The organism is Caulobacter hibisci (genome assembly GCF_016135805.1).
In the GTDB taxonomy this organism is placed as follows: domain Bacteria; phylum Pseudomonadota; class Alphaproteobacteria; order Caulobacterales; family Caulobacteraceae; genus Caulobacter; species Caulobacter hibisci.
Genome location: NZ_JADWOX010000012.1, coordinates 1 through 22,564, shown reverse-complemented (window position 1 = coordinate 22,564; position 22,564 = coordinate 1). Strand labels below are relative to the sequence as shown.

The 22,564-nt window shown below is 69.9% G+C and carries 19 protein-coding genes; 7 read left to right on the top strand and 12 right to left on the bottom strand.

Annotated features, from left to right (window positions below):
- Positions 1-49: 49 nt before the first annotated feature.
- Both I4Q42_RS16495 and I4Q42_RS16490 read right to left on the bottom strand, forming a co-directional pair.
- Positions 50-574 (bottom strand): hypothetical protein, encoded by a 525-nt coding sequence (locus I4Q42_RS16495; protein WP_198577184.1) that lies wholly within the window; start codon positions 572-574, stop codon positions 50-52.
- Positions 574-1,584, bottom strand: coding sequence for a polyprenyl synthetase family protein (locus I4Q42_RS16490; RefSeq protein ID WP_198577183.1), 1,011 nt, complete (start codon positions 1,582-1,584; stop codon positions 574-576). Before I4Q42_RS16490 ends, I4Q42_RS16495 begins: the two co-directional genes overlap by 1 nt.
- A 131-nt stretch (positions 1,585-1,715) precedes the next feature.
- Between I4Q42_RS16490 and I4Q42_RS16485 the strand changes: the two genes are divergently transcribed.
- From I4Q42_RS16485 to I4Q42_RS16475, 3 genes are all read left to right on the top strand, one after another.
- Positions 1,716-2,456 carry a tRNA1(Val) (adenine(37)-N6)-methyltransferase gene (locus tag I4Q42_RS16485; protein ID WP_198577300.1) on the top strand — a complete coding sequence of 247 codons (741 nt, stop codon included), beginning with the start codon at positions 1,716-1,718 and terminating at the stop codon, positions 2,454-2,456.
- Positions 2,457-3,472: 1,016 nt separating this feature from the next.
- Positions 3,473-4,303, top strand: coding sequence for a flagellin (locus I4Q42_RS16480; RefSeq protein ID WP_198577182.1), 831 nt, complete (start codon positions 3,473-3,475; stop codon positions 4,301-4,303).
- An 85-nt stretch (positions 4,304-4,388) separates the two neighbouring features.
- Positions 4,389-4,781, top strand: a complete 393-nt coding sequence (locus tag I4Q42_RS16475; RefSeq protein WP_198577181.1) for a VOC family protein — start codon at positions 4,389-4,391, stop codon at positions 4,779-4,781.
- Between the two features lie 170 nt (positions 4,782-4,951).
- Here I4Q42_RS16475 and I4Q42_RS16470 read toward each other — a convergent pair whose 3' ends face one another.
- The 5 genes from I4Q42_RS16470 to I4Q42_RS16450 form a co-directional block, all read right to left on the bottom strand.
- Positions 4,952-5,497, bottom strand: coding sequence for a DUF2239 family protein (locus I4Q42_RS16470; RefSeq protein WP_198577180.1), 546 nt, complete (start codon positions 5,495-5,497; stop codon positions 4,952-4,954).
- Positions 5,494-5,832 (bottom strand): GIY-YIG nuclease family protein, encoded by a 339-nt coding sequence (locus tag I4Q42_RS16465; protein ID WP_198577179.1) that lies wholly within the window; start codon positions 5,830-5,832, stop codon positions 5,494-5,496. The genes I4Q42_RS16470 and I4Q42_RS16465 overlap by 4 nt, the downstream gene beginning before the upstream one ends.
- Before the next feature lie 55 nt (positions 5,833-5,887).
- Complete coding sequence (locus tag I4Q42_RS16460; protein ID WP_198577178.1) at positions 5,888-7,339, bottom strand: NCS1 family nucleobase:cation symporter-1; 1,452 nt, start codon at positions 7,337-7,339, stop codon at positions 5,888-5,890.
- Positions 7,340-7,438: 99 nt separating this feature from the next.
- A complete protein-coding gene (locus tag I4Q42_RS16455) occupies positions 7,439-7,621 on the bottom strand; it encodes a hypothetical protein (protein WP_198577177.1) in 183 nt (60 codons plus the stop codon).
- Positions 7,622-7,704: 83 nt separating this feature from the next.
- Positions 7,705-10,170, bottom strand: a complete 2,466-nt coding sequence (locus tag I4Q42_RS16450; RefSeq protein WP_198577176.1) for a TonB-dependent receptor domain-containing protein — start codon at positions 10,168-10,170, stop codon at positions 7,705-7,707.
- 363 nt (positions 10,171-10,533) lie between these two features.
- Between I4Q42_RS16450 and I4Q42_RS16445 the strand changes: the two genes are divergently transcribed.
- Both I4Q42_RS16445 and I4Q42_RS16440 read left to right on the top strand, forming a co-directional pair.
- The gene (locus tag I4Q42_RS16445) at positions 10,534-11,052 is read left to right on the top strand and encodes an RNA polymerase sigma factor (RefSeq protein WP_198577175.1); all 519 of its coding nucleotides are present in this window, start codon (positions 10,534-10,536) and stop codon (positions 11,050-11,052) included.
- A complete protein-coding gene (locus I4Q42_RS16440) occupies positions 11,015-12,043 on the top strand; it encodes a FecR family protein (protein ID WP_198577174.1) in 1,029 nt (342 codons plus the stop codon). Before I4Q42_RS16445 ends, I4Q42_RS16440 begins: the two co-directional genes overlap by 38 nt.
- Before the next feature lie 100 nt (positions 12,044-12,143).
- On the opposite strand, the gene I4Q42_RS16435 is transcribed toward I4Q42_RS16440, so the two are convergent.
- The gene (locus I4Q42_RS16435; RefSeq protein ID WP_232793219.1) at positions 12,144-14,960 is read right to left on the bottom strand and encodes a TonB-dependent receptor; all 2,817 of its coding nucleotides are present in this window, start codon (positions 14,958-14,960) and stop codon (positions 12,144-12,146) included.
- Between the two features lie 534 nt (positions 14,961-15,494).
- Between I4Q42_RS16435 and I4Q42_RS16430 the strand changes: the two genes are divergently transcribed.
- A complete protein-coding gene (locus I4Q42_RS16430) occupies positions 15,495-16,925 on the top strand; it encodes an amidohydrolase (protein ID WP_408611092.1) in 1,431 nt (476 codons plus the stop codon).
- A 211-nt stretch (positions 16,926-17,136) separates the two neighbouring features.
- Here the strand turns inward: I4Q42_RS16430 and I4Q42_RS16425 are convergent, their stop codons facing one another.
- From I4Q42_RS16425 to I4Q42_RS16410, 4 genes are read right to left on the bottom strand one after another with little or no spacing between them, the layout of a single operon-like run.
- The gene (locus I4Q42_RS16425) at positions 17,137-17,682 is read right to left on the bottom strand and encodes a sterol desaturase family protein (protein WP_232793218.1); all 546 of its coding nucleotides are present in this window, start codon (positions 17,680-17,682) and stop codon (positions 17,137-17,139) included.
- 17 nt (positions 17,683-17,699) lie between these two features.
- Positions 17,700-18,896, bottom strand: coding sequence for an ABC transporter permease (locus I4Q42_RS16420; RefSeq protein WP_198577173.1), 1,197 nt, complete (start codon positions 18,894-18,896; stop codon positions 17,700-17,702).
- Entirely contained in the window at positions 18,893-19,795 is a 903-nt protein-coding gene (locus tag I4Q42_RS16415) for an ABC transporter ATP-binding protein (RefSeq protein ID WP_332873097.1), read from the bottom strand. Before I4Q42_RS16415 ends, I4Q42_RS16420 begins: the two co-directional genes overlap by 4 nt.
- Before the next feature lie 32 nt (positions 19,796-19,827).
- On the bottom strand, positions 19,828-20,733 hold the full coding sequence (locus tag I4Q42_RS16410; protein ID WP_198577171.1) for a polyprenyl synthetase family protein: 906 nt from the start codon (positions 20,731-20,733) through the stop codon (positions 19,828-19,830).
- Between the two features lie 127 nt (positions 20,734-20,860).
- Here I4Q42_RS16410 and amaB point away from each other — a divergent pair, with 127 nt between their 5' ends.
- On the top strand, positions 20,861-22,387 hold the full coding sequence (gene amaB, locus I4Q42_RS16405; protein ID WP_198577170.1) for an L-piperidine-6-carboxylate dehydrogenase: 1,527 nt from the start codon (positions 20,861-20,863) through the stop codon (positions 22,385-22,387).
- Positions 22,388-22,564: the final 177 nt, after the last annotated feature.

The following is a 22,564-nucleotide window of genomic DNA, read 5'->3' as shown; positions in this document are numbered from 1 at the left end:
GGAGACTTGGGACGTTCACTCGCCGTTGTCGAGCTTCCTTACGGCGAATTCACCGCAGCAGTTGCCAGCGCCTGGCCCAGCGTCCCTTGCCGAAGCGTGACAGGGCCAGGAGGTAGAGGCCGGCGTAGACGACGACGCCCAGGCCGATCAGCGCCCAGGCCCATGGACCCGGCGCATGCCAGGCCGGAGCCGTGGTCAGCCAGTCGTGCTTCGGCGCGGTCAGCTCCAGCCACAGGCCGCCCACCCAGGCGACCGAGAACAGCGCCACCACCGGATAGCGCAGCACCGGGCTCTTCTGGACCAGCAGCAGGAACTGGACGAACAGCGCCGCGCCGGCGGCCGCGAGGCCGGCCAGCCAGGGCTGCCAGGAGCCGGGGACGAACCGCGCCGCGCCGAGGCCCGCGAAAAGCGGCGCCCACAGCAGCGGGCCGAAGAACAGCAGGATCAGGGCGAAGCCGACCAGCACCCCGACGCCGCCGCCGATCACCTTGCCCGCCGCCTCGCCGGCTGCGTGAGCGCCGTGGTGACGGTCTTGACCGTGAGGGTCGCCGGAGGGGTTGTAGCCCTGCGCCATCAGGCCCGGCGGCTGACCGCGAAGTCGGCGAGGCTTTCGAGGCTTTCGCGAAGCTCGTTGGCCGGGAAGAGCGCCAGGGCCGCCTTGGCCTTGTCGGCATATTCGGCGGCCAGGTCGAGGGTGGCGTCCAGGGCCCCGGTGCCGATGATCAGCTCGCGGGCGCGGCGGAAGTCGGCCTCGGTCTGTTCGCGACGGCCGATGGCCCGCTCCCAGAACTCGGCCTCGCGCGGACCCGAACGGGCGATGGCCAGCAGCAGCGGCAGGGTGGCCTTGCCTTCGCGGAAGTCGTCGCCGGCGTTCTTGCCCAGGGTCTCGGTGGCGCCGCCGTAGTCGAGGGCGTCGTCGGCCAGCTGGAAGGCCAGGCCCAGGCTCATGCCGTAGTCGCGCAGGGCCTTGGAGCGTTCGGCGTCGACGCCGGCCGACACCGCGCCGGCCTCGGCGGCGGCGGCGAACAGCTCGGCGGTCTTGGCCTGGATGATCTCGAGATACAGCGCCTGCGACAGGTTGAGGTCGTGGCTGCGCATCAGCTGCATCACCTCGCCCTCGGCGATGACGCGGCTGGCCTGGGCCAGGATCTGCAGGGCGCGCATCGAGTCGGTCTCGACCATCAGCTCGAAGGCGCGGGCGAACAGGAAGTCGCCGACCAGCACGCTTTGGGCCGCGCCCCAGATCAGGTGGGCGGCGACCTTGCCGCGACGCAGCTGGCTGCCGTCGACGACGTCGTCATGCAGCAGGGTGGCGGTGTGGATGAACTCGACGGCCGCGGCAAGCTTCAGGCAGTGGTCGTTCTCGGACCCGGCCAGGCGCGCGGCGGCCACGGTCAGCAGCGGGCGCAGGCGCTTGCCGCCGGCGGCGATCAGGTGCTCGGCCAGGGCCGGGATCACCGGAACGTCGCTCTGCATGCGGTCGGTGATCAGCCGATCGACGCCGGCCATGTCGGCGGCGGTCAGGCGCACGAGACGATCCACCGATCCCGGTTGTCGGGCGAGGGTCGCTGCAGCTGCGTCCAAGACCATGTACTCCTCAGGCGACGGCACGCGCGGCGCTGGGACCGTTGCGAGCGACAATGGTGGCGGGATAGGTCAGGGTCAAGGCGAGCACAAGGCCCGAAACGTTGTCTGATCCCTCCACTGCCCCTTCGATCCCCTCTTCCGTCACCGAAGACCGCGTTCTCGGCGGGCGCGTGAGGCTGCGCCAATCGGCGGCGGGATACCGGGCAGGGCTCGATGCGGCCTTGCTGGCGGCCGCCTGCGACGTCGGCGAAGGCGAGCGGCTGATCGAGGCCGGCTGCGGGGTCGGCGGGGCGCTGCTGGCGGCAGCGACCCGTCGCCCGGGCGCGCGATTCGTCGGGCTGGAGCGCGATCCGACCGCCGCCGCCCTGGCCCGGGAGAACGCGGCCCTGAACCAGCTGGCCGAGCGAGTCGAGATCGTCGAGGGCGACGTCGCCGCCGGTTTCCGGGCCGTGGGCCTGCCGGTGTTCGACGCGATGATCAGCAATCCACCGTTCTTCGACGACCCCAAGGCCCTGCGCGCGCCGGCGCCCGAAAAGTCCGGCGCCTGGATGGCCGATGCCGGTCTGGCCGCCTGGACCGCCTTTGCCCTGAAGGCCGTGCGCGAAGGCGGGACCATCACCCTGATCCACCGCGCCGACCGCCTGGCCGATATCCTGGCCCTGCTGGCGCCGAAGGCCGGCTCGTTCCGCATCCGCCCGGTGCAGCCGTTCGCCGATACGCCGGCCAAGCGGGTGCTGGTGCGGGCGGTGAAGACCGGCAAGGCGCCGCTGGCGCTGCTGCCGGCGCTGGTGCTGCACGATCGCGAGGGCGGGAAGCATTCGGTGGAGGCCGAGGCGATCCTGCGCGGGGAAGTGGCGTTGGGGTGGTAGGAGACCCTTCTCCCCTTGCGGGAGAAGGTGGCGGCCGAAGGCCGTCGGATGAGGGGTTTCTCGGATGTTGGACGCTCCGCCCGATCTATCCACAGCAAGCGGCTTTGAGGTCTGAGAGACCCCTCACCCGACCTCGCTCCGCGAGGCCACCCTCTCCCGCAAGGGGAGAGGGCACGGGTTGGCGGCCTCTCGCGGAAATCCGCGAAAGTGGGTGGGAAGGCGCGGAGCGGCCGGGCGGAGCCCGGAGACCGTGATGGGTTTTAGCGTTTCGGCTTCGTCAGACCGCTCCGCCGCATCGTTGGCTCGAAGGACCGGGGGCGTAGGCGCTATTTCAGCCATTGGCCCGGCTAGCCCTCGGACGGGCAGGATCGACAGCCCCGCGGTAATCCGGCGCGGCCTCGGCTGATCCTGTTGAACCGGTTTGAACGTTCCCGGCCTGTCTACCCGCTTGTCGCGTCACGGAACGGCTGGCGGTCCAGTCACGCCTTCTGAGCGATCCTGCAAACCCGCCCTTCCCATGACGCAACAAGCGGCCCCGCTCGATGCGATCACAGCCGCAACTTGGGCCGGTACCAAGAGCCCTCCCCATGGCTGGGATGGGTTTGAGTATGCGGGTGGTTTTGGCGCGTCTGATAAGTTTGGGTGAGAAAGTTATAGCGCGCTGTTTTGGTTGAACTCTTTTTCGAGTTCGCCGGGGATGGAAAGCGCTCTATCCCCGTCCGCCTTTCTTCCCCCTTCCCCCTTGATGGGGGAAGGGCCGGGGTTGGGGGTGGTTGCGGCGGTTCAGCTTGAAAAGACTTGCAGGTGGAACGCGCGGCTCCACCCCCATCCCAACCCTTCCCCCATCAAGGGGGAAGGGCTTTTAGCTTGAGCTCCGCCCTCGCTCTCAGAGCGAGGAACCACGAACGCGAACTTTTCCGCGCAGCCTAACGATGCGCTAACGCAACACGTGCAGAACTGGGCTTTGGATGCAAAACGCGTCCTTGGCCAGAATGGCCGCGCCGGGAAACGGGTCGATGCCGCAGAACAGCATCAACACGAACGTGGGGGCGATGATCGCCCTGCAGTCGCTGAACACGATCAATCGTGATCTGTCGACGACCCTGCGCCGCATCGCCACCGGCCTGAAGATCTCCAGCCCCAAGGACAATCCCGCCGTCTGGGCCACCGCCAAGATGCAGTCGGCCGAGGCCAAGTCGCTGGACGCCGTGCGCGCCTCGCTGCAGCGCGGCCAGTCGACGGTGGACGTGGCCCTGGCGGCCGGCGACACGGTCACCGACCTGCTCGACCAGATGAAGCAGAAGATGCTGGCCGCCTCCGACGCCAGCCTGACCACCGCCAGCCGCAAGGCGCTGAACGACGACTACCTCTCGCTGCGCAAGCAGATCGACCGCGCGGTGGAGAACGCCAGCTTCAACGGCGTGAACCTGATCTCATCGGGCTCGACCGGCTCGATCAAGGCCCTGGCCAACGCCAAGGCCGACCAGACCATCGACGTCGACCACGTGGACCTGTCGACCGGCGGCGCGGCGATGTCGGGCATGCCCGCCGACCTGCTGACCCGGCCGACCACCAACGACATCAAGGCGATGGACGGCGTGATGCAGAAGGTCACCGCCGCCCTCTCGAGCCTGGGCACCCAGTCCAACGCCCTCGACACCCACCTGACCTTCATCGACAAGCTGCAGGACACGCTGGAGGCCTCGGTCGGCCGGCTGGTCGATGCCGACATGGCCCAGGAGGCCACGCGGCTCCAGGCCCTTCAGGTCAAGCAGCAGCTGGCCATCAAGTCGCTGTCGATCGCCAACGCCGCGCCGAGCTATATCCTCAAGCTGTTCGGGGGCTGAGGCTCCCGCCTCTACGGGGATTTCACGGATGGAGGATCGGCGTCAAAGTCCGGCTCTCCTCTCCCCTTCCCTCGCGTGAGTCGCCATGGCCCAGCATCTCGCCCTCCTGTCCCTGCTCGTGCGCGACTATGACGAGGCCCTGGCCTTCTATGTCGGCAAGATGGGCTTCGAGCTGGTCGAAGACAGCGAACTGGGCGCGGGCAAGCGCTGGGTGGTGGTGTCGCCCGGTCCTGGCGGCTCGCGGTTCCTGCTGGCCAAGGCGGCCGACGACAAGCAGGCGGCGCTGGTCGGCGACCAGGGCGGCGGCCGGGTCTGGCTGTTCCTGCACACCGACGACTTCGACGGCGACCACGCGCGGCTGAGCGCGGCGGGGGTCAGGTTCCTGGAGGAGCCGCGGCACGAGGCCTATGGCAGCGTGGCGGTGTTCGAGGATCTGTACGGCAATCGGTGGGATCTGTTGCAGCCGCGCGGCAAATGACGCCCCTCTCCCCTTGCGGGAGAGGGTGGCCTCCCGAAGGGAGGTCGGGTGAGGGGTCGATAGCCCGGCAAGCTGCGTGGAGCGGATAGGCTGGGCGGAGCGTCGCAGTCTGAGAGACCCCTCATCCGACGGCCTTCGGCCGCCACCTTCTCCCGCAGGGGGAGAAGGATTTAGAAGTCGGCCAGCGCTCTTGCGTGCTCGGCCACATCGGCTGGCCATTGCGCCAGCCCCGCCTCGAATCCCGCCCGATCCCCCGCATAGAGCGCCCGCATGGCCCCCTCGAAACCCGGGGCGTCGCCGGCGGCGGCGCTGGCGAAGCGGTAGGCCGCGTCGCGGGCGCGGCGCAGGCGGTCGGGGGCCTCGGCCTCGCGGCGCGCGGCTTCGACCAGCTTGCGCAGGGCGACGGAGGCGCCGCCGGGCTGGGCGGCAAGCCAGTCCCAATGGCGGGGCAGCAGCGTCACTTCGCGGGCGACGACGCCCAGCTTGGGTCGGCCACGGCCGCGCGGGGTTTCAGGCTCGGGCTCGACCGGCGCCAGGCGGGCGGCGAGGTCTTCGGGGGTTCCGCGCAGGTCGAAGTCCACCTGCCGGCCGTCGGGATCGAAGATCAGCAGCGGGGCGTCGGGACGCTCGCGCACCACCGCCTGGGCGGCCTCGGCGACGGTGAGCTTGTCGCCGGCCGCGAGGCGACGGCCGGTCTCGAACAGGGCGTAGGTCATCGGACGAGATCTACCGCGTTCAGGGTTTCGCACCAGTGCTTGCGGCGATCGGCCAGGCGCAGCGCCCTGCCCTTGGGCTCCAAGCCCTCGGCGTCGATCGTCTCCAGAACCTCGAAGGCGAAGGCCGTTTCGCCATGGGCGTTCCAGGCCCCTTGCAGGCGGGCGTTGGGGTGCGAGCCGAGCTTGAGGCTGAACCAGACGCCGCTTTGGCGGGTCGCCACGTTCTCGGTCCCGCCGACGAAGGCCTGGCCGGTGCGGCCACAGCGCACGGCGTAGACGCCGGGCTGGGGCTTTTCTTCCTTGTAGGCGCGCAGCAGCGCCTTGCGCGAATTCATCGCCGTCTCCCTGACTGTGAGCGGCTTTTTACCCGGATGAATTATGGAGTCAATATTACCCGGGTGTTTTTATGCGCATCAGCAGCCCGTAGAGCCCGCCGGCCAGGCCCGCCCCGACGAACCAGGCGTATTGGTAGATGAGCGTCCACGGCGCGCCGACGCCGGCGAAGGCGTGCGGGGCGGCCGCGTGCAGGAAGCCCGGCAGGTTGGGCGCAACGCCGACGGCGAAGGCGACCAGGGCGGCCGGGTTCCAGCCCGCCCGGTAGGTGTAGGCCCCCGTGCGGTCATAGAGGGCCGGGACGTCGAGGACTGTGCGGCGCAGCAGCCAGTAGTCGACGATCAGGATGCCGGCGATCGGTCCCAGCAGCGCGCCGTAGCCGGTGAGCCAGACGAAGATGTATCCGGCGGTGCTCTCCAGCAGCTTCCAGGGCATGATCAGCACGCCGAGGCCGGCCGTGATCCAGCCGCCGATGCGGTAGGTGATCCGCCTGGGCCAGAGGGCGGCGAAGTCGTAGGCCGGGCCAACCAGGTTGGCGGCGATGTTGCAGGAGACGGTGTCGAGGCTGATGATCACCAGTCCGACCAGCACGGCGATGCCGCCGATGTCGCCCGACAGGGCCACCGGGTCCCAGACAGCCTTGCCGAAGATCAGCACCGTGGCCGAGGTGACGACGACGCTCATCGCCGCCAGCAGGGCCATCGGGCCGGGCAAGCCCAGGGCCTGGCCGACGATCTGGTCCTTCTGGGTGCGGGCGAAGCGGGTAAAGTCGGGGATGTTGAGGGCGAGCGTGGCCCAATAGCCGGTCATGGCGGTGACGGCGGGGCCGAAGTCGCTCCAGAACCGGCCGGCCTTGGCGCCGCCGGGGTCGTAGGCCGAGGGCTCATGCAGGATGGGTCCGAGGCCTCCGGCCTTGGACAACGCCCACCAGACCAGGGCGGCGCAAACAACCACCTTGATCGGCGCGGTCCAGGTCTCGAGCTTGCGGACGGTCTCCAGCCCCTTGGTGACAAAGGCCAGCTGGATCAGCCAGAAGGCCAGGAAGGCCAGCAGCTGGCCCACCCCGATGCCCAGCAGCGGGATCGGCGCGCCGTCGAGCCTGTGGCCGACCATGACGCCGAGCAGGGTCAGCAGCGCGCCACCGCCGATCCAGGTCTGGATGCCGTACCAGCCGCAGGCCACGATGGCGCGGGCGAGCGCGGGCAGCCGCGCTCCCCGCCAGCCGAACGCGGCGCGGGCCAGCACCGCATAGGGCACGCCGTGCTTGGCGCCGGCGTGGCCGATCAGCAGCATCGGGACGAGCACGACCACATTGCCCAGCAGCACGGCCCAGACGGCCTGGGTCGCCGACATCCCCTGCTCCACCAGGCCGGCGGCCAGCATGTAGGCGGGCACGGCGATGACCATGCCCAGCCACAGGGCCGCGAAGTGGCGCGCGCGCCAGGTGCGCTGGGCCGCCGTGGTCGGGGCCAGGTCTTCGTTCCAGAGATTGTCGTCGGTATCCGCCACGTGCTCCCCCAAGCCTTGCGTCGAAGGGAGCGAGCATGCGCGGCGAGACCCGGGCCGTCACCTGGGAAACGCCGCGCGCTGGCGGGTTTGTAGCGGTTTCTAGAACGCCGCGTAGGCCCAGGTCGCTAACCCTGCGCCGAACAGCAGCACCATGGCGACAAGGCCGACGCGGTCCCACTGGATACAGGGGCCGGCGTGGCGAAGCTCGGCGGCTTCGGGCTTGTTGATGTCGCACTTCCTGAAGGACACGGGACGCGCGGAAACACGCATGGCGTGGGCCATGTTGAACCTCCCTAACGAATGACGCCTCTGACGGGCGCGTACGGGAGGTTTACCACGAACTCGCCTGACAGGCGAAATCTCGCTCAGTAGGAGAAGCGCAGGCTCAGCCCGACGCGGCGCGGCTGGGCCGAGAACGACTGCGGCAGGCGGCCGGCGGTGATGAACAGAGGCGCGTCGGCGTCGAGCAGATTTTCGACGAACAGGCCGGCCGAGCGGCGGCCCTGTTCGATGGCGATGCGGCCGTCCAGCAGGGTGACGCCGCCCAGGTCGCGGCCGGCGGCGGGGCTGACGGACTCGAAGGTCGAGCGCGACTCCCCGACATAGGCGGCCGAGCCGTTGACGATCAGGGCCGCGCCGCCGGGCAGCTCGCGGCGGGTCTCGCCCCAGACGGTGAAGGCCAGGCGCGGCACGGCCGGCAGGTGGTCGCCCTCGCGGCCCAGGCCGGCCATGGCGCCTGTGGTCTGGTCCTGGGTCAGCACGGCCTCGGTGGCGGCCAGGTTGAAGCCCAGCTTGGCGCCGCGGCGGCTCCAGGTGGCGTCGAACTCGGCTCCGTCGATGCGGGCCCGGCCCAGGTTTGTCACGAAGGCGAAGGCCCCGTTGGCGCTGGTCGCCGAATACTGCATGTCGCGCCAGTCGATGCTGTAGAGCGTCAGGTTGGCCGACAGCCGCCCCCAGCGAGACTTCAGGCCCAGCTCGCGGTTCCACAGGGTGTCGGCGCCGTAGGCCTGGAGCTCGGCGGCGAGGCCCGGGGCGGTGTTGACCCCGCCGGGCCGGAAGCCCTGCGAGATCTGGGCGTAACCCATCAGCCGCGGGGTGAAGCGGCGCGAGGCCAGGGCCTTCATGCTCCAGCCGTCCTCTTCGACCCGGTTGCGGAAATTGCCGCCCGAGGTGTCGGAGATGACGTTGACCACCAGCACGTGGCCGACGGTCTTCTTGTCGTAGGCGAAGCGGCGGGCGCCGACGGTGACGTCGGTCCGGTCGTCGACGGACAGGGTCGCCTCGCCATAGGCGGCGGCCTGGTCGAGGCGGGTGTCGACGATGCGGCGGCCGGTGTAGCCGGCGGCCTCCACGGGCAGGCCGGTGGCCGGATCGGCGACGCGCACCTGGCTGTCGATGCTGTCGCGGCGGGTCTCGGAGAACACCCCCACCGTCCATTGCAGCGCGCCCTCGTGGTCGGAGGTCAGGCGCGCTTCGCGGACGTCGGCGACGAGGTCGATGGGCTGGTACAGCAGGCCGGGCGTGCGGCTGTCCACATAGGACGCGTAGGCGCCCATCTGGCCCGCGTCGCAGGCGACGTCGGAGCCCAGGACCAGCCAGCGGGCGCAGGCGGCGGCGCTGCCGCGCTCGGACTGCAGGGTGCCGGTGTAGTCGATCTGCCGGGTGTTGTTCCACTCGTAGCGGGCCAGCGAGGCCGAGAACCGGGCGCCCGGCAGGCGGCTCTCCATCGACAGGGCCGCGAACCACACATGGCTGTCGAAGGGCGTGCGCACGAAGTTGCGCGACACGTGCGAGGGCTCGCCCGGCGCGCCGGCCCCGGTGTCGTTCAGCTTGGAATCCTGGGCGGCCAGCAGCAGGTCGACGCGGATGTCCTCGCGCGGCCGCCAGGCGGCGGCCAGGCGCCCGCCCACCGTTCGGCCGGCGTTGACGCCGGTCAGGCCCAGGCGGGCGTTGTCGGCGAAGGCGGCCTCGTCGCGGCGATAGGCGGTCAGGCGCACGGCCGCGCGGTCGTCGGCGAAGGCCTTGTTGGCCACGGCGGTGACCGCCCCGCCGATCCGCCCGCCGACGACGCCGCTTTCCAGTTCCAGTCCCGTCAGGTCGCGAGACAGATCGGCGCGGTTGAAGCCGACCTTCACCGCCCCGCCCATGGCGCTGGAGCCATACAGCGTGCCCTGCGGTCCGCGCAGCACCTCGATCCGATCGACATCGACCAGCAGCAGGTCGGGGAACGATCCGCCGGGATCGGCCGTGGTGCCACTGGGGCCCGAGACCGGCACGTCGTTGTAATAGAGGGCCGTGGTCGCCTCGCCCGAACCGTAGACGCCGCGCAGGGTCATGCGCATGCGGCCGACGCCCGTGCTGGTCAGGGTCAGGCCCGGCAGGCGCTGGGCGACGCGCTCGAAGGTGACCGCGCCGGTGGCGGCCAGGGCCTCGCCGTCGACGATGCGCATCGACAACGGCGTGTCCTGCTCGGCGGTGCTGCGGCGCAGGGCGGTGACCATCACCGCGTCGACCTCGGCCGAGACGACCGGCGCGGCCGGCGGGGCGACGGCCAGGGACGGGCGGGCCATCGGGGCGCGCTCGATCAGCAGCCGACCGCCGTGCCGCCGGGCGACCAGGCCCGAGCCGGCCAGAAGCCGCCGCAGGGCCTCGTCCGGCTCCAGGCGGCCGCTGACGCGGGGCGCGGTCAGGCCGGTGACCAGGGCGGGGTTGAACAGGATCTCGGTGTCGGTCTGGGCGGAGAAGGCCGTCAGGGCCCGGGCCATCGGCGCGCCGCCCTCGATCTCGACCCGACGCGGCGCGGCCGCGACGGCGACCACGGGAACGGTCACGGGCCCGGCCATGGCGGCGAGCGCGAGCCATCCCGCGAGGGCGGATCGTCGATGGCGGATGAGCAAGACCCCCGGGGCTCCAGTACGCGGCAGCGACCCTTCCTTCACCGCTGCGTTCCCCAAGGCCAGTCCCCTCGTCGCCGTTGGCCGGCGATCCCGTCGCCGCGCGCCCGCCTGGCGGACAATCCGGAGACTCTGCCTGTTAATCTGGCAGGCGGGGCGCCCTCACGGCAAGACCGAGAGTGTGGGTTGACCCGGTCGTCACGCTGCTGACGAATGATCGCAACAAAAAAGACTCGTTGTGTCGGGGACGACGAAATGGCGCTGGCGAATCTGGCCGCTGGAGCGCGTGGAGGCGAGGGCTTGGCCCAGGCCTCCCTGCCCTACCAGCAGGCCCTAAGAGCCTTCTTCCGCCGAAGGGTGGACGGGGGCGAGGTCGACGACCTCGTACAGGAAGTTCTGCTCCGACTGCACAACCGCCGTGACGGCGGCGAGGTGTCGAACCTCGGCAGCTTCATTTTCCAGACCGCCACCAACGTCCTGCTGGACCGCCGTCGCCGCGACACCGTGCGCAAGCGCCAGGCCCACTGCGAGCTGGAGGAGATCCACCACCCGCTCGACGAACTGTCACCCGACCGGATTCTGCAAGCCAAGCAGCAGGCCGCCGTCGCCGCGGCGGCCCTGGCCGATCTGCCGTTAAGGACGCGCGCCGCTTTCATGCTCGTCCGATTTGAAGGCATGAGTTACAAGGCGGCGGCCGCTCAACTGGGACTCTCCGTCAGCGCGGTCGAAAAACACGTCGCCAAGGCTCTGAAACACCTGACGAGCCGCCTGCAGGAACACGATGCGCCACCTCGCCCCAAACCTGGCTTCTTCCGGTGAACCGGACGCCGCGGAATGGGTCGCGCGCCTGCACAATCGGCCGAACGACCTCAGCCTGCGGCGTGACTTCGATTCCTGGCTGAAGTCCGATCCCGCCAATAAGCCCGCCTTCGACTCCGCCGCCGACGCCTGGTCGCGCATCGGCGCGCTGTCGGATGAACCCGAGATCCGGTCGGCGCGCGCCGCGCTGAAGGCAGACCTGGCCGCCGACGCCCGTCGTCGCCACGCCCGGCCGCAGATGCGCTGGGCCGCGGGCATCGCCGCCATGGTGATGGCCGGCGGCTTCGGCACGGCCCTGTGGCTGGCCGCCACCTCGGCCGACCATTCCGCGCCGGCCGTCGCGCCCGCCCAGATGGCCGAGGCCGTCTACCAGACCGGCGTCGGCGAACGGAAGAGCATCACCCTGGCCGATGGCTCGGTCGCCACCCTGTCGACCGACACCGTGCTGCGCGTCACCGAATGGGGCGCGCGCCGGGGCCTGACCCTGGATCGCGGCGAGGCCTTCTTCCAGGTGGCCAAGAACCCGCAGCGGCCGTTCGTGGTCACCGCGCAGGGCCGCACGGTCACCGCCCTGGGCACCGCATTCAACGTGCGCATCGATCCGGGCGCCTGGTCGGTCAGCCTGCTGGAAGGCAAGATCCGCGTCGCCGATCCGGCCGCCCACAACAGCGTCGACCTGCTGCCGGGCTCGCGCCTGGAACAGCACGCCGGCGCGACGTGGGCCGTGGCCGCCGCTGATGTCGCCGCCCTGACCAGCTGGCGCGAAGGCAGCCTGGTGTTCGACAACCAGCCGCTGTCGCAGATCGTCGGCGAGCTGAACCGCTATTCGGACCGCAAGATCCGCATCGCCTCGCCCCGCGTGGCCGCCACCCCGATGAGCGGCCGGTTCAAGACCGGCGACGTCGGCGGTTTCGTCGACGCCCTGTCGGCCTATGGCGCAGCCAAGGTGCGCACCGGCGAGGGCGGCGAGATCGTCCTGGTCGCGCCGTAGCGGCGATCAACGTCCCTCAAGATCGAGGTCTTCAGCCGCGGCTCAACCCGACGAGGGCGAGACGGGCCAGCAGCTTCTCGGCTGCCGGCCCGCGCCGTTGTCACTCGCCGAAGCGGAAGCGCAGGCCCACCCCGTAGTAGCGACCCTCGTAGCGGACATCGACCGGATAGGTCCGGTCGGGCGAATAGTTGTTGTAGTTCTCGAACGGCTTGGCCAGCAGGTTGCTGACGTCGAGGCTGACGGTCAGTTGCTTGGAAAGGTCGTAGCTCAGCGAGGCGTCCAGACGGGACGTCGCCCGCACCCCTACGCCGGTATATTGCGAACCGTCGGTCGCCTGACGGTAGTAGCTGACCCAGGGCGAGCGTCGATTGTAGGAGATCCGTCCCGTCACGCCGTTGCGCTCGTAGAACAGAGCGGCGTTGTAGGTCCATTTGGAAAGGCCGGTGATCTTGACGTAGGACGCATCGGCGCCGAGCGTCTGGGGGAACTGGTTCTTGCCGTCGATGTAGGTGACGTTGCCCTGGACGCCGAAGCCCTTGAAGGCTTCGGGCAGGAAGTCGAGGAAGGTCTGGGCGTTGACCTCGAAACCCTTGATCTTGCCCGCCCCGGAGTTTTCCGGACGGCTGATTTCGATCAGGCCATAGACAGGATCCTGGACCCGGCTGGTGTAGTTGCTCGTGAACCCGAAGAGGTCGCGATAGAAGCCGGCGACGGTGATGCTGCCCGTGCTGGAGAAATAGTACTCGGCGCTGATGTCGTAGTTCTTGGACGTGAGCGGCACGAGGTCGGGGTTTCCGCCCGAGCCGTAGGCGTTGGGTTGCACCGGCGCGTTGGGATCGACGGGCTCGTTGGGGTCGCGAACGACCTGGGTGACGTTCAGGGCCGGGTTGAGCGCGCCGAAGTCGACGCGGGTGCGGGTCTCGGTATAGCCCAGGCGCAATTGCACCTTGTCCAGCGGCCGGATCCGCAGGCTGATATTGGGCAACACGTCCGTGTAGTTCTGCTCGATCGTCCTCGGGATCAGGGTCGTGACGCCATTTGCCGCGACGCGCGAGGTGCCGGAGTATTCGCCGACGGTCTGGACCACCCGGACGCCGACCACGCCATCAAACGCCATCGAACCCAGCTCGAAGTCGTACTTGGCCTGGACGTAGCCGGCGTAGCTCTGTTCGGTGGCGCTGAAGGCGCCGCCCTGGTCGAGGGGCACGTCCGGGCTGCTGAAGGCCGTCAGGGTGTCCTTGTAGCCCTGGTCGTTGGGGTAGAGCGCGATCAGTTGCTGCAGGGCGTCGATCGAGCGTTGCCGCAGGGCGGCGGCGTTCGCCGCGATCCCCTCGCGGGTCGGCATCAGATACTGGGTGAAGCCCTGTGAATCGCCGCGGAACGGATCCTCGATCATCTCGAGCTGCCCCACGGGCAGACTGGACAGCGCGATCTTCAGCGGCAGCACCCAGGCGTAGCGCGAGCCCTGGATCAGCGAGGCGTCGCGGTCGGTGTAGCGCAGTCCGAACTTGATCTCGGGCAGGAACGACAGGCGTGTGTCGAACACTGCATCGCCGCGCCATTGGACCCCGCTGCCCTTGGCGATGTAGTGCCGCTCGTAATAGCCGCGCCAGTAGTAGTTGGCCGGGTTGGCGGCGTCGAAGCCGGTGAGGTCGAACGCCGCGCCATCCTTCTCGTTGAACTTGACGACCACGGTCGGCGCGGTGGTGAAGGCGCTGTCCAGGCTCCAGTTACGGGCCTCGTACTCGCTGTCCTCGTAGGCGAGGTCGGTCGACAGGGTCAGGCGATCACCGCGCCAGACGGCGCCGACCGCGCCCTGATAGGTGTTGGTGTGATCGGCGCCGGTCGAGCGATAGGCCTGGGGCGCGACGCCACCGGTCTTGGTGAAGCCGGCGGCCTGGTCGGTGGTCCCGGGAACCAGCGTGACGTTCGTCAGGGTGGGGTCCTGCAGGACGGTGGAGTCCCAGTCGCGAAGATTGACGTCCAGGTTGTCGGTCGCCTGCCGGCCGCGATAGCCCTGGTAGATCCCGTCGAAATAGATCTCGAGCTTGTCGTTCGGCTTCCACTGGACGGCGACGTTGCCCGAAGGCCGGTAGCGCTTGCCGCCGTCGTTATAGAGACCCACCGAGTGGGGGTAGTAGAAGCTGTTGCCGGCGCTGGCCGGCGAGACGCTGGAGGCGGGACTGACCTGACGGATCCATTGGTTGTTGTACCGCACGCCGTTGCGGTACTGCGACTGGGCGTAGGTGGCGTTGGCCAGGACGCCGATCTCGCCGATCGACGTGTCCCAGCGATCCGAGAGCAGGATGTTGCCGTTCGGGTCGCGCTTCTCGGTCTGGTCGTTGTAGGTGAGGCGCACGCCGCCGCCGATGAACCGCCCCTTGAAATCAAGCGGGCGACGCGTGCGGACGTTGATCAGGCCGGCCAGGCCCGGCTCGACGATGTCGGCGGTGCCGGACTTGTAGATCTCGATCCCCGCCAGGGCCTGGGCCGGGAAGTCCTGCAACTGCACGCGACGCAGTTCGGCGGTGAAGATCTCGCGGCCGTTATAGGTGGTGGCGACGTCGGGCAGGCCTCGGATCAGGACGCGATTGGCCTCGTCGCTGAAACGTTCGACCTGCACGCCGGAGATGCGCGCCAGGGTCTCGGCGGCCGTGTTGTCGGGAAGCTTGCCGATGTCTTCGGCGACGACCGCGTCGAGGATCGCGTCCGAGTTGCGCTTGATGGTCTGCGCCGAGCGCATGCTCTGGCGAAGGCCGGTCACGACGACCTCGGTCACGGCCGAGGTTTCCGTCGTGGCGCCGGCTGTATCCGCGGCCGCGGTAGAGGCTGCCGTCGCGGCCGTCGTCTGCGCGGCCACGGGCATGGCCAAAAGCGCCATCGGGGCAACCGACAGCATGAACGCCATACGTTTCATCAATCCCTCCCAGGTCGAGCGCGAGGTATTTTCCCCGTCGCTTCATTTGTCAGACTAAATGTGCAGAGGGATCATTTTTGGTCAATCCCATTGATACGATCAATGCAAAAATTGAAATCAGGATTTCACATTTCAACAGATTTCGAAATCCCGTTCGGCGCCGTCACCGCCGGCATTCCCATGCGTGGGAACGAATTTCCAAACACTTGGATCGACGTTCGTTTTGAAACTCGCCGCAGAGCGTCAACCCGGCAAGCCCGGACGGCATCAAGCTATACTCTGACAAAATAGCACCCACCTTGGTGTCCGCATGACCTTGCGGCAAGCGACACGACGGGATGGGGGCCTCTGGCTCCAGGGCGGCAATGACCGGAGATCGGACGAACCTTCGCCCACTTTCTCCCCTCCCCGGTTGCGGAAACCCATCCTCCCTGCGTCATGACTAGGGACAGCGGCGCCGTTCGCGTCGCATCAGGGAGGCTATTCGTGACTTCGATCCTCAAGACCGCCGCCGCGGGCATGGTTTGCGCGCTGATGGCGTCGAGCGCCCTGGCCGCGCCGCTGAACGCCGCGCAGAAGACTCAGCTGAAGGCCAACGTCGATGCCTACACCCCGCAGATGAACGAGGCGGCCCTGAAGATCTGGGGCTTCGCCGAGCTCGGCTACCTCGAGACCAAGAGCTCCAACGTGCTGCAGGAGCAGCTGACGGCCGCGGGCTTCACGGTGAAGGCCGGGGTCGCCGACGAGCCAACCGCCTTCGTCGCCAGCTTCAAGCAGGGCAAGGGCCCGGTGATCGCCGTGCTGGCCGAGTTCGACGCCCTGCCGGGCCTGTCGCAGGCCGCCGTGCCGACCAAGACCCCGCGTCCCGAGACCGACAACGGCCACGGCTGCGGCCACAACCTGTTCGGCGCGGCCTCGGTGGCCGGCGCGGTCGCCCTCAAGTCGTGGATGATCCAGAACAAGGTGCAGGGCGAGATCCGCGTCTACGGCACGCCGGCCGAGGAAGGCGGTTCGGGCAAGGTCTACATGGTGCGCGAAGGCCTGTTCGACGACGTCGACGTGACCCTGCACTGGCACCCGGGCAACGAGAACTCGGCCCGCCAGGGCACCTCGATGGCCAATATCAGCGGCAAGTTCCGCTTCCGCGGCAAGTCGGCCCACGCTTCGGGCGCGCCCTGGGCCGGCCGTTCGGCTCTGGACGGCGTCGAGGTGCTGGACACCGCCGCCAACTTCATGCGCGAGCACATCCCCGACGGCACGCGGATCCACTACGTGATCACCAACGGCGGCAAGGCCCCCAACGTCGTGCCCGACTTCGCCGAGGTCTATTACTACGTCCGCAACAGCGACCCGAAGGTCGTGGTCAGCGTCATGGACCGGGTCAAGAAGGCGGCCGAAGGCGCGGCCATGGCCACCGAGACCAGCGTCGAGTTCGAGCAGACCGGCGGCGTCTACAACCTGCTGCCCAACGACGTGCTGGGCAAGGTGATGAACGACAGCCTGGTCAGCGTCGGCGGCGTCACCTGGACCGCCGAAGAGACCGAGTTCGCCAAGACCCTGGCCAAGAGCCTCAACAACGGCGGCGGCGACCTGGCCTCGGTCGGCAAGATCGAGTCCTACGCCCCGGCCGACATGACCGGCGGCGTCGGCGGCTCGACCGACGTGTCGGACATCTCGTGGGTGACCCCGACCGTGGGCCTGTCGACGGCGACCTTCGTGCCGGGCTCGGCCGGTCACAGCTGGCAGAACGTGGCGGCGGCGGGCTCGTCGATCGGCCTCAAGGGCGCGGCCGTGGCGGCCAAGACCCTGTCGATCACCGGCGCGGAGCTGCTGACGAACCCCAAGCTGATCGCCGACGCCAAGGCCGAGCTGAACACCCGCCGCGGCGACGGCTTCCAGTACAAGGCCATGGTCGGCGACCGCAAGCCGCCGCTAGACTACCGCAAGCCGGGCGGGGCTGAGTAATCCTAGCCGGACGGGAGCGGCCTCGCCGCTCCCGCTATCCCAAAAGCTCGTCATCTCGGCAAAAGCGCAGCGTAGAGCCGGGACCCAGGGGCCGACGCACCGCGCTCGCCAACGCCGGGGCGGTGAACCCAGGCGCGGCGCCCAGTCCTCCTGGGTCCCGGATAAGCCCTTCGGGCTTTCCGGGATGACGTAAGTTTGGTGGCTTGAAAGTCTAGGCCTGCACGCCCTGGCCGCGCAGCTTGGCCTTCAGCTCGCGGATCGGCCTCGCCAGCAGGAAGCCGAACGACACCGCGCCTTGCTTGGTGTGCACCGCGTGGTGGATGCGGTGGGCCTGGATCAGGCGCTTCCAATAGGCCGACTTGCCGAGCGGCACCTTGAAGCGCCGGTGCACCATGCCGTCGTGGAAGACGAAATAGACCGCGCCATAGGCAGTGACGCCCAGGCCGACGGGCAGCAGCCACGGCACGCCGCCGTTGGTTCCGAACCAGATGGCGACGATGGCGGGCGCGGCGAAGACCACCGCGAACAGATCGTTGAGCTCGAAGGCGCCGTGGCGGGGCTCGTGGTGCGAGCGGTGCCAGACCCACAGGAAGCCGTGCATGACGTACTTGTGGGTGAACCAGGCGAAGCCTTCCATGAAGGCGAAGGCGGCCAGGAACAGGGCGACCTGAAGTCCGAAGGTGACCATCACTTTCCTACTCTGGAGCGGCCGTCCTGACTGCATCAGGCGCGAGCGCTCGTCCTTGTCCTGGCTCAAATATCCCGGCGCTAGCGCTACGGATCGCGCGACAGGGCCTGGGCGACGCCCAGACCTGTCGCGCCGACGGCGGCCAGTACGATCCAGGCCTTATACACCGAGCCGATCCCGCCGTCGCGCCAGAGCACGGCCTGGTAGGCGTCGATGACCCAGGCGTGGGGGGTCAGCCAGCCCAGGCTCTGCAGCCAGGCCGGCATGAGAAAGCGCGGGGCCATGCTGCCGCCGATCGCCGCCAGCACCAGGATCACGAAGGTCGACAGCATCTGGGCCTGGTCGCGCGTGCGGCACAGCGAGACGAGGCCCAGGGCCAGGCCTGCCGAGCAGGTCCCGGCCGCCAGGGTGGTGGGCAGCCAGAGCAGGAAGTGCTGGGCGGCCTCGACCCCGTAGACGCACTGGGCGACAACGAAGATCATCACCGCCTGGACGATGGCCTGGGCGGTCAGGAACAAGAACTTGCCGGTGACCACCGGCCCCATGCCGGCCACGCCCGCCAGCAGGCGGTCGGCGACGCCGGCCCGGCGCTCCTCCATCAGCGACAGCGCCCCCTGCATGGCCGAGAACAGGGCGAAGAGGATCATCACCGCCCCGGCGTAATAGGCGATCACCGCCCCGCCCTTGCGGGCGCCGGCGATGTCCTCGCGGTCGAAAAGATCGTCCTTCACGGCATGGGGCTCGGCCCGCAACTGCTCGGTGGCGGCCTCGACGCGGACCGACTGCTCCGGCGTCAGGTCGCCCAGGGCCGGCTTCACCGAGTCGATCGAACGGCGCAGCGCCGCGTCGGGGGCGGCGGCGGCCAGGGCCTGCTGGGTGCGGGCCTGGGTCAGAGGAGCCGCCACGGCTCGGGAAGGATCGGCGACGATCAGGAACGGCTTGCCCGGCGCGGCGGGATCGGCGCGGATGACGAGGCCGGCGTCGGCCTGGCCGGACTTGACCCTGGCCCGCACAGCGGCCGCGTCGGGCGCGGTCTCGGCCCGGACGTCGGCGCTCTTCAGCAGGGCCGCGGCGACCCGGCGCGAGGCGTCGGTCTGGGCGAGGTCGGTCAGCGCCAGCTTGGGCTGCAGGTTGTCGCCCGAGGTCCCGGCGAACACCGACGAGAAGATCAGGAACACCAGCGGCGGCAGCAGAAAGGTCATGACCAGGGCAGCGCGGTCGCGCCACAGCTCGAGCGCCATGACGCGCATCATGGCCAGCGCCATCACCGCCCGCGTCCTCATGCGGCCTTCCGCTCGGCCACGAGGGTAAAGAGATTGGCCAAGGACGGCTCGCGCACCCGGATCTCGCGGGGGGCGAGGCCCAGCTTGCGCAGCCTGGCGTCCAGCCGGCCCGCCGCCGCATAGCCGCCGGCGTCGAGGCGGGTCCAGACGCCCGGGCGGCGGGTCGGCTCCAGGCCCTCGGCGGCCAGGCGGATCTCGCCGGCGGTGTCGAGGCCTTCGGACAGGTGGACCAGGATCTCCATCTGGTCGCCATAGGCCTCGGCGACCAGGGCCCGAGGCTCGCCCTCCAGCACCATGGCCCCGGCCCGCAGGAAGCCGACGCGGTCGGCCAGGGCTCCGGCCTGGTCGAGGTCGTGGGTGACGATCAGCACCGCCACACCCAGGTCGCGCAGGTCGCGGATCACCGCGTCGACGGCCTCGCGGGCGTCGATGTCGACCCCGACGGTCGGCTCGTCGAGGATCAGCAGGGTCGGTTCGTGGACGATGGCGGCGGCGATGTTGGCGCGGCGCTGGAAGCCGCCCGACAGGGTGCGGACCGGGGCGTCGGCGCGCTCCAGCGTGCGGGTCAGCTCCATCGCCCGGCGCACGGCGGCCGGGACCTTGGCGCGCGGCACGCCGGCCAGGGCGGCGAAGGTCTCGATGTTTTCGCGCACCGACAGGTTGGCGTAGAGGGCGATCTCCTGCGGCACGAGGCCCAGTCCCGCGCGGGCGGCGGGGACGCGGGCGGGGTCGGCGCCGTTCAGGCGGACGGTCCCGGCGTCGGGCCGCAGTCGGCCGCAGATGGCGCGCACCAGGGTGGTCTTGCCGGCGCCGTTGTGGCCCAGCAGGGCGTAGATCTCGCCCGGATTCAGGGTCAGGTCGACGCCCTTGAGGACCTGACGGTCGCCGTAGGAACGCACGACTCCTGTAGCAACCAGAATAGGGCCTGGATTCACGCCGCCGCCTTGCGCGCGGCGAACAGCCGGCCGGCGTAGGGACCCAGCAGGCCGCCGCCGCCGGCGGTGGCTAGGGCGGCTTCGGCCGCGGACAGGTGCTCTTCCATGGCCGCGCGGGCGCCGGCCAGGCCCAGGCGCGAAACGGCCGTGCTCATCGACGCGTCCTGGCCGACGTCCTTGCCGGCCGCCTCGACCGAGCCCTCGGCGTCGATGATGTCGTCGCGGATCTGGAAGGCCAGGCCCACCCGGCGGGCGAATTCGCCCACCTGTTCGACGGCCGCGTCGTCGGCGCCGCCGATCAGGGCCCCGACCTGGGCGGCGGCGATGATCAGCACGCCGGTCTTCTCGTGGTTCAGGCGATCAATGGCGGCCATGTCGCGCAGCTGGTCGCGGTCGAGCAGGTCGCGGGCCTGGCCGGCGACCAGGCCCATGAAGCCCACGGCCTCGGCGGCGCGGCCGGTGATCTCGGCGCGCAGGTCGCCGGACAGCGCCTTGTCGCCAGCGATGACGGCATAGGCCTGGTTCAACAAACCCACCCCCGCCAGGATCGCCGTGGCCTCGTCGAAGGCGCGGTGGATGGTCGGCAGGCCGCGGCGCAGGCCCGCATCGTCCATGGCCGGCAGGTCGTCGAGCACCAGCGAGGCGGCGTGGATCATCTCGAAGGCGCAGGCCGCGTCCAGCGCCGCCCCTTCGGACGCGCCGAAGGCCTCGGCGGCCAGCAGCACCAGCATCGGACGGAAGCGCTTGCCCGGGGCCAGCAGCGAATAGCGGACGGCCTCGACGAGGCGGTCGGGGGCCGTGCCCGGCGCCGGGGCCAGCTCGGCCAGGCGACGGTCGACGCGCGCCCGCAGGGTCTCGACCCGGGGCAGCAGTCCCTGTTGCAAGGCGACCTGGTCGTCCATCTCGCGAGTCGCGCCTCCCACCCCGTCGCGGGCGGAGTCATTTGAAGGCGCCCCGCCGTTGCGTCAACCCAAGCGGTCCTACCCTGGCGGGTCTTGACCCGACGGCCGAGCGGCGCGTCCATGGGGCATGTCGACACCGCTTCCCTCCCCCGCCGCCCACGCCCGCGAGATCCTGGCCCGCCTGGGCGTCGCCGACCTATCGGCCGACGGCGGTCAGGCCGTGCGCACGCCGATCGACGGCTCGGTCCTGGCCCATGTCGCCTTCGACGACGCCAAGGCCATCGAGGCCAAGGTGGCCGGCGCGGCGCGGGCCTTCCGGAGCTGGCGCTGCGTTCCGGCCCCGCGCCGGGGCGAGCTGGTCCGGCTGCTGGGCGAAGAGCTGCGGGCGGCGAAGGCCGATCTGGCCGCCCTGGTGACGCTGGAGGCCGGCAAGATCGCCTCGGAAGGCGCCGGCGAGGTGCAGGAGATGATCGACATCTGCGACTTCGCCGTCGGCCTGTCGCGCCAGCTGCACGGCCTGACGATCGCCTCGGAGCGCCCCGGCCACGCCATGCGCGAGACCTGGCATCCGCTGGGGCCGGCGGCGGTGATCAGCGCCTTCAACTTCCCGGTCGCGGTCTGGGCCTGGAACGCCTGCCTGGCCTTGGTCTGCGGCGATTCGGTGATCTGGAAGCCGTCGGAAAAGACGCCGCTGACGGCGCTCGCCACGCAAGCCCTGCTGGAGCGCGCCCTCGCCCGCTTCGGCGAGGACGCGCCGGCCGGGCTGTCTTCGGTGGTGCTGGGCGGCCGCGACGCCGGCGAGCGGCTGGCCCGCGATCCGCGCATCCCGCTGGTCAGCGCCACCGGCTCGACCCGGATGGGCAAGGCCGTCGCGCCGCTGGTGGCCGAGCGTTTCGGGTGCTCGATCCTGGAGCTGGGCGGCAACAACGCGATGATCGTCACCGAAAGCGCTGACCTGTCGCTGGCCCTGCGCGCCATCGTCTTTTCGGCCGCCGGCACGGCCGGCCAACGCTGCACGTCCTTGCGCCGGCTGATCGTGCACGAGAGCCTGATCGACAAGGTCAGCGACGCGGTCGCCGCCGCCTTCGATCGCCTGCCGGCCGGCGATCCGCGCCAGGACGGGGTGCTGCTGGGTCCGTTGATCGACAAGGGGTCGTACGAAGCCTTCGTCCACGCCCTCGACCAGGCCCGCGCCGATGGCGCGCAGGTCAGCGGCGGCGAGCGGCTGCGCGAGGCCGAGGCGCCCGACGCCTTCTACGTCCGCCCCGCCCTGGCCCGCCTGCCCGGCCCCACCGCCGGCATGGCCCGCGAGACCTTCGCGCCGATCCTCTACGTCGTGCCCTATTCGGACTTCGACGAGGCGGTGGCGATCCAGAACGACGTGCCCCAGGGCCTGTCGTCCTGCGTGATGACCAATGACGTGCGCGAGGCCGAGAGCTTCCTGAGCCCCTGGGGCAGCGACTGCGGCATCGCCAACGTCAATATCGGCCCCTCGGGCGCCGAGATCGGCGGGGCGTTCGGCGGCGAGAAGGAAACCGGCGGCGGCCGCGAGAGCGGGTCGGACAGCTGGAAACAGTACATGCGCCGCCAGACCGCGACGGTGAACTATTCCGGCGCCCTGCCTTTGGCGCAGGGGGTTAGGTTCGATTTGTAGGGGTTGCGGCGCAGATCCTCCCCCTCTGGGGGAGGTGGCCCGGAGGGCCGGAGGGGGTCAGCACCGCCTTCGGCGGCCCCCTCAGTCGCTTCGCGACAGCTCCCCCAGAGGGGGAGCATCTCGCGTCCCACCCTTGATCAAAGCGGGATATTGTCGTGCTTCTTGGGCGGGTTGGTC

Coding starts and splice junctions, on each gene's coding strand:
- I4Q42_RS16410 (WP_198577171.1), bottom strand. CDS start 20,733: ATGGACGACCAGGTCGCCTTGCAACAGGGACTGCTGCCCCGGGTCGAG.
- amaB (WP_198577170.1), top strand. CDS start 20,861: ATGTCGACACCGCTTCCCTCCCCCGCCGCCCACGCCCGCGAGATCCTG.
- I4Q42_RS16465 (WP_198577179.1), bottom strand. CDS start 5,832: ATGAATTCGCGCAAGGCGCTGCTGCGCGCCTACAAGGAAGAAAAGCCC.
- I4Q42_RS16440 (WP_198577174.1), top strand. CDS start 11,015: ATGCGCCACCTCGCCCCAAACCTGGCTTCTTCCGGTGAACCGGACGCC.
- I4Q42_RS16430 (WP_408611092.1), top strand. CDS start 15,495: ATGGCGTCGAGCGCCCTGGCCGCGCCGCTGAACGCCGCGCAGAAGACT.
- I4Q42_RS16420 (WP_198577173.1), bottom strand. CDS start 18,896: ATGAGGACGCGGGCGGTGATGGCGCTGGCCATGATGCGCGTCATGGCG.
- I4Q42_RS16495 (WP_198577184.1), bottom strand. CDS start 574: ATGGCGCAGGGCTACAACCCCTCCGGCGACCCTCACGGTCAAGACCGT.
- I4Q42_RS16475 (WP_198577181.1), top strand. CDS start 4,389: ATGGCCCAGCATCTCGCCCTCCTGTCCCTGCTCGTGCGCGACTATGAC.
- I4Q42_RS16480 (WP_198577182.1), top strand. CDS start 3,473: ATGCCGCAGAACAGCATCAACACGAACGTGGGGGCGATGATCGCCCTG.
- I4Q42_RS16470 (WP_198577180.1), bottom strand. CDS start 5,497: ATGACCTACGCCCTGTTCGAGACCGGCCGTCGCCTCGCGGCCGGCGAC.
- I4Q42_RS16435 (WP_232793219.1), bottom strand. CDS start 14,960: ATGAAACGTATGGCGTTCATGCTGTCGGTTGCCCCGATGGCGCTTTTG.
- I4Q42_RS16455 (WP_198577177.1), bottom strand. CDS start 7,621: ATGGCCCACGCCATGCGTGTTTCCGCGCGTCCCGTGTCCTTCAGGAAG.